This window comes from Clostridium sp. DFI.5.61, assembly GCF_024462915.1.
GTDB classification, from domain to species: domain Bacteria; phylum Bacillota; class Clostridia; order Oscillospirales; family Oscillospiraceae; genus Lawsonibacter; species Lawsonibacter asaccharolyticus.
Genome location: NZ_JANGBZ010000094.1, coordinates 1 through 9,222, shown reverse-complemented (window position 1 = coordinate 9,222; position 9,222 = coordinate 1). Strand labels below are relative to the sequence as shown.

General features: G+C 49.8%; 11 protein-coding genes. 1 reads left to right on the top strand and 10 read right to left on the bottom strand.

Going from position 1 to position 9,222, the window contains the following annotated elements; genetic code table 11:
* Positions 1–96 precede the first annotated feature (96 nt).
* The 10 genes from NE584_RS18810 to NE584_RS18765 form a co-directional block, all read right to left on the bottom strand.
* Positions 97–1,140, bottom strand: coding sequence for a phage tail tip lysozyme (locus NE584_RS18810; RefSeq protein ID WP_256183492.1), 1,044 nt, complete (start codon positions 1,138–1,140; stop codon positions 97–99).
* A complete protein-coding gene (locus tag NE584_RS18805) occupies positions 1,137–1,661 on the bottom strand; it encodes an RNA polymerase sigma factor (protein WP_024725227.1) in 525 nt (174 codons plus the stop codon). Before NE584_RS18805 ends, NE584_RS18810 begins: the two co-directional genes overlap by 4 nt.
* 107 nt (positions 1,662–1,768) lie before the next feature.
* Complete coding sequence (locus NE584_RS18800) at positions 1,769–2,068, bottom strand: hypothetical protein (protein WP_024725226.1); 300 nt, start codon at positions 2,066–2,068, stop codon at positions 1,769–1,771.
* A complete protein-coding gene (locus tag NE584_RS18795; RefSeq protein WP_024725225.1) occupies positions 2,061–2,837 on the bottom strand; it encodes a ParA family protein in 777 nt (258 codons plus the stop codon). Before NE584_RS18795 ends, NE584_RS18800 begins: the two co-directional genes overlap by 8 nt.
* A 117-nt stretch (positions 2,838–2,954) precedes the next feature.
* Positions 2,955–3,203 carry a hypothetical protein gene (locus NE584_RS18790; protein WP_024725224.1) on the bottom strand — a complete coding sequence of 83 codons (249 nt, stop codon included), beginning with the start codon at positions 3,201–3,203 and terminating at the stop codon, positions 2,955–2,957.
* A gap of 17 nt (positions 3,204–3,220) precedes the next feature.
* A complete protein-coding gene (locus NE584_RS18785) occupies positions 3,221–3,481 on the bottom strand; it encodes a Txe/YoeB family addiction module toxin (RefSeq protein WP_024725223.1) in 261 nt (86 codons plus the stop codon).
* Positions 3,481–3,747, bottom strand: coding sequence for a type II toxin-antitoxin system RelB/DinJ family antitoxin (locus NE584_RS18780; protein ID WP_024725222.1), 267 nt, complete (start codon positions 3,745–3,747; stop codon positions 3,481–3,483). Before NE584_RS18780 ends, NE584_RS18785 begins: the two co-directional genes overlap by 1 nt.
* Before the next feature lie 232 nt (positions 3,748–3,979).
* Positions 3,980–5,386, bottom strand: a complete 1,407-nt coding sequence (locus NE584_RS18775) for a hypothetical protein (RefSeq protein WP_024725221.1) — start codon at positions 5,384–5,386, stop codon at positions 3,980–3,982.
* Between the two features lie 488 nt (positions 5,387–5,874).
* Positions 5,875–6,606, bottom strand: a complete 732-nt coding sequence (locus NE584_RS18770; protein WP_256183491.1) for a hypothetical protein — start codon at positions 6,604–6,606, stop codon at positions 5,875–5,877.
* 56 nt (positions 6,607–6,662) lie between these two features.
* Complete coding sequence (locus NE584_RS18765) at positions 6,663–7,685, bottom strand: hypothetical protein (RefSeq protein WP_256183490.1); 1,023 nt, start codon at positions 7,683–7,685, stop codon at positions 6,663–6,665.
* Positions 7,686–8,557: 872 nt separating this feature from the next.
* Between NE584_RS18765 and NE584_RS18760 the strand changes: the two genes are divergently transcribed.
* Complete coding sequence (locus tag NE584_RS18760; RefSeq protein WP_154042255.1) at positions 8,558–9,196, top strand: hypothetical protein; 639 nt, start codon at positions 8,558–8,560, stop codon at positions 9,194–9,196.
* The last annotated feature ends 26 nt before the right edge of the window (positions 9,197–9,222 follow it).

Below are 9,222 nucleotides of genomic sequence, written 5' to 3'. Positions count from 1 at the left end.
ATAATCTCTCTCTTCTAACTCAACAATAATTCTCAGAAGAAATATTCCCCCAATGCGGTCTGTATATGATACAGCCTTACATTGGGGGAATATTTTTTACAAGAAGTTATACCACTTCTTTGCGTTTGCAACACGCTCGCTTATTTTCGGAACTCCGGGCCGCTCATAGTGTCCACAGAAAATACGCGCTAAGATATCTGCGCTTTTATTAGATACCTTAAACTGGCTCGCCGTAAGAGTCTCGCTCGTTCCGTACTTAGATTGATTATTATCTGGCTTAAACCAGTTTCCAACCGTATTCATACTGACAATCAAATAATCCAATTCTGCATCCATTAACTTCTTTGGGTTACTGTAAGCCAGGCTATTAACAGCTTCAGCCGTTGCCGCACTGATAACTCCTTCTTTTTTGGCCCAGTCGATAAACAATTTTCCATCATCCCACTGAACCAATCCATATCCCAAATACATATCATTCAGCGATTGCCATACAGCAGGGTTAATCGTACTCTCACTGTTCATATTTCCAAGAATCCCACAGATAGCATTCTTGGTGAATCCTTTCTTCTTGAGATAATTATAGATGTACTCCGCATTTGTTTCCATCTGATCATCTCCCAAAGAATCCGCCCCAGAAGTAACTCTGGTATAAACCGTTGGCAACGATGTAGCCGTTACTTTCCACTGCTGCGCTTTCTTTCCGGCCGTCGTTGTCGACAGTTTCTCCCAGGAAACATCACTTCCGGACTTTGTGCCTCCTGCCGTTAGGTATCTTTCTGGGTGGGATTTCAGTCGGATATAATATACTCCCGTGCTTACCTTTTCAAAATTAACATAGGTGTCACTATTGCTGGTATAGACATCACAATTCCATGTAGAGGTATTGGCATTCAGCATATAAGAAAAGGGCAAAGAACACGTCAAGACGATTGTTGCTACTACCTTTACAAATCGCCTCCTATAATCTCTCTTGTGCCGCTCTGCCCATTTATTGGGGTTATTCATCATTGCCATCATTTGTCGTTTGAAACGTGGAGATACCGAAACCTCTTTATTATTAGAGAGTTCTTCCGAAAAGTCTCTCGAAATAGCTTCCAATAAAACCCCTTTAATAATAATATTTTCTTCTCCTTCCGTCATTTTATGTATCCCTCTTCTCTCAATTTTCTTATAAGCAGCGCCCGGCCTCGGTGAATCCGAACATCTACTGTTGTTTCCTTCAATGACAACGCCTTCGCAATTTCTTTAGTGCTTCGTTCTTCTACAAATCTCATTTCTAATACTGTCCGATATATATCTGGCATTGCGCGTATTGTATCTATAATTGACCTTGTATTATCATTTTCTAAATCAATATATCCTTCTACAAAATTTTCATCGAATTGTAATTCCGGCTTTTGCTTTCTCAAGGCTGTAATAGCCTCATTCCTTACTATAACAACGAGATACGCCCCTCTTTTCTTACTCGGTACAGCTTGAATTTTCTGAAAATGATCTACTACACGTATCCACGCATTTTGAACGACGTCTTCTGCCGCATACATATCTTTTGGAAAATAACGCTTCGCCACGTGCAGCATCATATTCCCATATTGATTATATAAATCTGTAAATAGTCTCCTTTCCTCATCACTTTCCAGCATTGATAAAAAAATCAGCAAAAGTTTCTCACTCCTATCTTTTACTGAGATCTATCAGTCCTATGATAAATAGTCTACAAGCCCATCTCGTAATAGCACTGACATCTTGAAAACGTAATTGTAGATATTTAGACACAGTGCTTTTCTATTTCTCCATACCTCTGAATTTCTGCCTTATGTTCCACACGGTATCCCTCCAACAGCTCCCCGATCAGTTCGCTCACGCTACGCCGTTGCACATAGGCGATCTTCTGAATATCCTCGTACACGCTGGGTAGCACCGAGAGGCTAATCCGCTTCTTCAGCTCCCGATCCTCCTTCGGCCGGCCCCGCCGACCGGAGCTGGTGGCCGCCATGGGCGGCTGCTCCACGAATTTCCCAACGGTAGCGGATCTCCTGCGGCTCTCCCGCTCCTCCAGCTTACTCATGCTCCTGTTCCTCCCTCTTCTCCCTGCCGGACATAATCATGTTTGCTATGGCCACGTATTCCTTCGCAAGCTCACTGCTGGGGGCCTGCTCTACAGCCGCCAAGCCGTCATAAATCCCCTTCTTAGCCACCGCCAGCCGTTTAATCACGCCCAGCAGATTATACTCCTTCTGAAGCAGATCAAGGATGTCATGGTCATCGCCCACCCTTGTATCGTACAGCGTGGCGATCACCCCCAGCACCTTCAGCTCCGGGTTAATCAGCTCCTGGATCTCCTGGATGCTGTCCTGGAGCTGTGTCAGCCCCCGGTAGGCCAGGTAATCCGTCTTGACTGGAATCACCACTCCGTCGGCGCAGGACAGGGCATTGATGGTCAGGATAGAGAGCTGCGGCGGACAGTCAATCAAAATATAGTCATACTGCCCCCTGGCCTCCCGGAGCGCCCGGTCTAAAATCTTCTCCCGGCTGGCTCTGGAGAGCAGTTCCATCTCCATGGGCGCCAAGTCGATGATCGACGTGACGATGTGCAGCCGGTCACTAAGCTGCTGCACACACTCCATGAGCGGCGTCCCATCCTTCCGCAGCACATCCACGATCGTCCGCTCCACCTCCAGCGGCTCCAAGCCCACACTGATCGTCAGGCTGGCCTGGCTGTCCAGGTCAATGAGCAGCACCCTTTTCCCGGCAGCCGCCATAGCAGCCCCCAGGTTGTGTGTCGTGGTGGTCTTGGCCACCCCGCCCTTCTGGTTTGCGATTGCAATTACCTTCACTGTCTCTACTCCTTTTTCAATTATATAAATTATTTAACTTATTTAAGTTATCTCAATTATATCATATATATAACTTATAGCAAGTAAAAAATGGCGAGGCTGAAAGCCTCGCCATTTTCATACCTTCACAAATAGGCCGATAGGACACACGCCCTCAAATCCCGGCGTGGATATGTACCAGCAGCCAGGGCCTTCCGGCTCCCAAGACACTTCCAGGGTAATGTCGTGCCACCCGTCAGGGAACAGGGCCGTAAACCACTGTCCGGCGTGTATGCCGTATCCCTCCAGGAGCAGGCGGGGATGCGGATCGGCATCTGCTGGGTCAGGGAGCTGCAACTGCGCGATCCTTTCTTTATCCCAGCTCATAATCGTCCCTTCCTTTCTCAATCATCATAGTGGCCCAGGCAGGAGATAATATAAATGACCTCTCCCTGCTCATAGTAAACGATACGATTAGTTTCATCAATGCGACGGCTCCACCAGCCGCTCAGGTTGCCCCGCAGCGGCTCCGGCTTACCGATTCCCTCATAGGGGCTTCTCTGAATATCCTTTATCAGCGCGTTAATCCGTTTCAGCGTCTTTTTGTCCTGTGTCTGCCAGTACAGATACTCACTCCACGCCCGATCCTCCCACAACAGCCTCATCAGTCTACCTCAATCAAGTCATGCTCGGCAAAGCGGGCCTTGCCAGCCTTCACATCCTGCATGACGCTCTCCAGGTGCCGGAGGTTACTTTCCGAATAGAATGGATCAGCCGAAACCTCAAACGGGATGCGATACTCCCTGCCGACTTTCTTTGCAAACATCGTAAAGGCTGCGCTCATGGAAAGGCCCATCTCGGTACAGGCGCGTTCCATTCTTTTTTTTACATCTTCATCCAACTTAAAATTAACATTGACCGTGTGTGCCATGTCCAACACTCCTTTCCTACTCATAGTATATGCAAAAGTAAAGAAAAATACAAGCATTTTTCTTTACATCTTTGTTACACATTAGCCCACTGTATGTAGCCATTTAGGGGGCATAAACCACTTGATTTGCAAAGCTTTTTGGCCGCTGTAGATAGGGGGGTGGTTGTTTACCTTCAGAGAAGCGGAAACGGCCCTCCTGGGCCGTCCAGAGGCCGGAAAACGCCCCTATTCCTCATCCTGGACACGCAGCCGGAGGTGGGCAATTCCACCACTTGCGGATCGTTTTCGGGTCAAGGCCCGTATCCCGGTGGCAGTCGGCCTTACGGCCCTCCGGGTTCTGTTGACGCCACTCATACACCCGGTCTTGAGCCGACGGGCGACCAGCCCACTCAAAATTCGGATAATCAACCATCTGGACGGCCCGCGCCCTGCGCAAATGCTCTGCTTGCTTACGCCAGTTCCGCTTATTAACCGGCATAGTCAGTCCGGAGATCTTCGCTATATCGTCCCTCGGAAACGTCACATAGTCCTCATTGAACATCTCCAGAGCGCACACTACATCATCCTTCGTAAAACGGTTGATATCCTCCACGCTCATATCGTCATAGGGTTTCAACAGGGAGAAGGCGTCATGGCGCAGCTCCTCCTCACTGATCCCACACTTCATTGCGTAAATCGCCAACGTCATAATACCGTAGAAACGGTGGCCAACCCGGATTTCATCGGCAATACGGTGCAGCCACCAGTCATAGAGATCCCGCTTGACCGTCCAGCGGCCCCGCCGCTCCTTCTTGACGACCCGCCGCTCATACCAATCCGGGTATTTCTCCTTCGCCTCGGCCAGCGAGAGCCGCCCCTTCCGCATGAGGCCCAGGAGCCGCTGCTGCTCCCCGTTGCTGTCAGGGATAAACTCCAGCAGCTTTTCCAGCGTCACCCGCCCGCCGAGCCGGTAGGCCGTTACAGGATACTCCCGGCCCAACTTGGAACCGGAACCGACCACCCGGAAGCCCTGCAAAATACCCTGAACCTGCGGTTCCTTGATGGTGGAGGTATACCTGTTCCATATTTGCCGGGTAAGAGAATATTTCAGCTCCTTCAAGCATTTCTGATTGTACGGGTACATAGGGATCGGTTCCTGCAGCACATAATACAAGTGAAGCCCCGTTCCGCTGTTTACGACAAAGGTTGCCTGGGGAAGAATATCATTGTTCATCTGGTGCAGTGTGTCCCGGAGCTGGGGCATCCCCACCCCATCCAGGTCAAAGACCAGGGCATAGAGATACCGTGCATTTTTGCCGCACCGCTGACGCCCGAAATAGGAGATAGGAGACATGATGGTAAAATCCGTGTCGTAGACCTCCGACAGCTCCGACAGTTCATCTGTGATGGTATAGCGTTTGGCCTTGCCCTCCTCCTTGATCTCCAGGGCAATCCCCGCAGCCTTCGGCGGCACCGTTACCGCAATCCCGTTGCCCTTCGCATCCTCAAAATGGCCCTTCCGTTCAAAGCTGCCCACGGGGAAGATCTCTCGGTAGAACTCAAAGGGCGTGACCGGCTCCAGGAACTTCTCCAAATGCTCGTTCTTTTCCCGGTACAATTCCTGTAACCGCTCCATAGCAGCCTGCTGATCCATAACCATACGCTCACCTCCAAAAGAAAAAGTAGCAAAAAGAAAATCCGCTACGGCGGGGAACGCCTGCGGGCGGGAAGGGGGGAAAGGGGAAGCCAAGAGCGGCCCCTTCGGGGCCTTAAAGAGAAAGTCACCTTCCCCTTTCCCCCCTGGCTCCAGCTGTGGAAATGATGGAAAACCCTATCGGGTTTACCACATTACCACAGCCTCCGCCCACCCCCCTTTTCCCTTCCGACTTTCTCTCCGTCCGAGAGAGAATTTTAAGAGACTTTTTGAGGGCCTAAAGGCCCAGAGGGGGGCATATATTATCAATACTTTTTTCCCCCATATTCGTCAAAGCGATTTTCTCGCCTATTTCCAGTGTCCCCTTGCCCCTCTTACTCGGCATATATTATCAATACTTTTTTCCCTATTTTTCGACTTTATTATAGCTCGGCTGGACAGGCCTTTTCAAGTCCTCCAGCCGAGCTATTTTCTTTTGTGCTGCAGGAGGAAGGTCAACGCACGCAGGGCCTCATTTCCTCCGGTACAGGCCCCAGGGGCCGGGTGTGGTAAAAAACTACCTCCCAATAGCCACTCCGGCCATTTAGATTTAACTTCCGCTTCATCATTATGTTTTCGTCTTTATTTTTCTCCCACCATTCGCTGTATTGAATCATGTCCTCAAACTCCAGGTCGCAGCTCACCCGAATCCCTACTTTACCAATCAGCCAGTCCCCGCCGGTCTTATCCCGAAGTAGTTCTCTCCTGATCTGCTTCCTGGCCTGCTCCTCGGTAAACTCCATTGAATAGGGACTCTGTATCACAGTTTCCCAAAGCATTACCTTTCCCCAGCTATGGCGGCTTATTTTATAGCGGTACTCCTTCTCCATGGAGCGAACCACCGCATACCCAGTGTGCTCCTTCTTTGGCCGGAGACTCCGGTCGGCATTGGCCCGCTCCCTTGAAATCCGCAGTAGATTAGCGTTAAGGCCCTTCTGGTAATTGACCTCTTTTTCAGCCCTGGTCAGCTTCTCCTCCATGGCCGTCACCTGTTCCTGCGCGGCCTCCTCGGCCTCCCTGACCCGCTGCTCGGCGGCCGCCCGTTCTCTTCCTATCGTCCTCTTTGCCTGCTCGATCGCCTCATGCTTATCACGCTCTGCCACGGCAATCCGGCGAAGCAGCTCGTCGTATTCCGCCAGAGGGAGCACCGCGTGGCTGCTATCTTTGTCATTTCGACCTCCAGGCAAAACCCCGTATCCCAAAAAGCCTCTGCTTTTAGCAAACTCGACCATGGTATCCCCCTTTATAGCCCTCGGATATAGTTGTCGGCCACCACGCTGATCCGGTTATGTCCCAGGGCCTTACTGCATACCAGCATGGCCGCCTTGTCCAGTTTTCGCCCGGCCTCGTCCTTCCTGCAGGTGTAAACCTGGCTCTGATACCGGCGTCCCGTCCCACGGTTTATCCGGTCGTAGGGGATATCCTGGATTGCCCTGGCGTGGGCCTTGTAAATGGCCGTTGCATACTCGGCCCGGTAGCCGTGAATATCGGCGCTCTGGTGGACGTGCTGCCATACCTTTTCCTCGCCCGGCGTCTCCTGTATCCTCTGGACGATCTGCGCCGCATTTGGGCCGATAATGGGGCTCAGGCGCTCTCTGCCGCCTTTTCCGTTCCTCACGTGGGTAAAATACTCCCCCTGGAACAACCGGGCGTCCTGGAGCATCCCCAGGCGCTTCACGTCTGCTGGCGTCAGCTCCGCCGTCGGGCGGCTCTCCAGGCTGGAGATCTCCGCTTCAATCTGCGCCCTAGTCACCAGGTCTTTCCCCCGCAGCTCCGCCAGCTCGCTCCGGCGTAGCCCCGTCCCCTTGCAGAACTTAATCAGCTCGTCGTTGTTGGTCTTGGAAAAGTGCCGGTCGCGCACCCGGTCGCCGCGGCTCCGCTTGATATCCTCCCGGTTCCGCCTCGGGGGCTTAAAGTAGTTTTCATCGTCGGGGGAAATGCCGTACAGCTTGCCCATGGCCTTGGCCTCCAGCTGTACCGTCCAGGCGGAAAGCCCCTGGTCGGCCCTGGCCTGCAGCCACTCGTTGACGTACTTCCTGGCGCTTTTCAGTGTGGTACATTCCGGGTGATGCTCCTTGATGTACTGGATAAAATACTTGGTGTGCTTCCAATAGCTCTTGTAGGTGTTGAAGGAGAAAATCTTCTCCTTATCCGTCCCGGCAGCTACCGCCGCCCGCTTACTCTCACCGAAGGCTTGCATCCCCACCAGCTTATCATAGGCTTGCTGATGGAGGTCTTTATAGTACGCCTTATTCCTGCGGCCCACCGTTACCTCCATTCTTCCGCATTGCTTATATAACTTAAATAATTTATTTAAGTTATATAAAGTATTTAATATATTTCAATTATATACTTGATACAAGTTAAAGCTAAGGCCGCCGCCTGCCTGCCCATGGGGCCCGGCATTTGGCAAATACACTTTTTAACGTCTTATGTATGACGGTTTGGGGATCTCTCCCCTACACTTTTTTGATCTGCTTATGTGTGCAGCCCCGGTTTATTGAGATCTACGGCAGTTCGGGATCTGCCGTCTCCTTTTTAGAGGGAGCTACTCTCCGGCAGATTTACAGTATGCCAGCTACTATCCGAATGGTTTATAGGGACAGATACGTTGTACTTACCCGTACTTTCAAAAGGATTACTCATACGGGGTCAATGGTGCGCTTACCATTTCACAAAGGTTACTGCGGCGAGCCCACGCACCACATAGGTGTATCAAACCTATCTCGGCTCCTATATTAGCAAACTGCTAAACCCCTGACCGGCAGCTCCCGGCCAAGACGCTCTGGGCCTAATTACTATTTACCCTCGCCCAGACGAGCATAAAATCTCTGTTGTAGCTCCCGGCCAACACCGGCCGCAGCCGCACAAGCCTGCCTCCTTCCTGCTGGGGCCGCTGATCCGTAGCCCCTGCGAATACACGTTTTCCTCCAGTGTCATGTTACCATAGTATGTCCGGACTGTCAACTTATCACCAAAAATAACCGTATAACGGTTTACCCGTTCATTATATAAACGGGTAAACCGTTATACGCCACTGTTGCATCCAGGCTCTTTTTCCTGCTCCCATGTAAGATATAGCTCTTTTTCCTCGTCATATAATCGTAACTACTTAATATTCTTTAGGAGGTCATAATATTGAAGAAACCTAACTTGCCAATTATAATTCTCTGTTTAGCGATATGTGTATCTGGCATAGCAGCATTATCCTTAAAGACTTTTCATACAGTAAATTCCACGACTTCTCCGTATTTACTCTATCTAAAGGTTCTTCAAGGAAATCAACAATTTTATAATGTAGAATCAGGTGATTATTTGGATATCCATCAATTGAAGGAAACTATCACTTCAGATAATCTCCCTTTTTCAATTCAGCAGTTTGCAATAGTAGACTTAACCCAAAATGGGATTAAAGATGTTGTCCTGCAATTTTCACTTGCTGAAAATAATCAAGCCGGTTTTATAATACTACATGATGAAAGCGGAACTATTTACAGCTATACCCTTGTCAGCCGATCTATGTCAGATCTAAAAGTTGATGGTACATTCATATTTTCCAGCGGAGCTTCAGATTGGGGAATTGGATCACTTATCTTATCCTCCAGCGGCTATGAAATCGAAAAAATATCATATTGCGAGTCTTCTCTATTCTTTGTTGATAAGCTCCCTGCAACACAAGCAGCCTTTGAAACTGCAGTTAGTCAGCAAGGCTTTAAGGAAAATGTTACATGGTACAATTTTACAGACGATAATCTCTCTCTTCTAACTCAACAATAATTCTCAGAAGAAATATTCCCCCAATG

Excerpts from the sequence above, each read along its gene's own strand:
- NE584_RS18800 (WP_024725226.1), bottom strand. The coding sequence starts at position 2,068 with ATGAGTAAGCTGGAGGAGCGGGAGAGCCGCAGGAGATCCGCTACCGTT.
- NE584_RS18775 (WP_024725221.1), bottom strand. The coding sequence starts at position 5,386 with ATGGTTATGGATCAGCAGGCTGCTATGGAGCGGTTACAGGAATTGTAC.
- NE584_RS18785 (WP_024725223.1), bottom strand. The coding sequence starts at position 3,481 with ATGAGGCTGTTGTGGGAGGATCGGGCGTGGAGTGAGTATCTGTACTGG.
- NE584_RS18790 (WP_024725224.1), bottom strand. The coding sequence starts at position 3,203 with ATGAGCTGGGATAAAGAAAGGATCGCGCAGTTGCAGCTCCCTGACCCA.
- NE584_RS18810 (WP_256183492.1), bottom strand. The coding sequence starts at position 1,140 with ATGACGGAAGGAGAAGAAAATATTATTATTAAAGGGGTTTTATTGGAA.
- NE584_RS18780 (WP_024725222.1), bottom strand. The coding sequence starts at position 3,747 with ATGGCACACACGGTCAATGTTAATTTTAAGTTGGATGAAGATGTAAAA.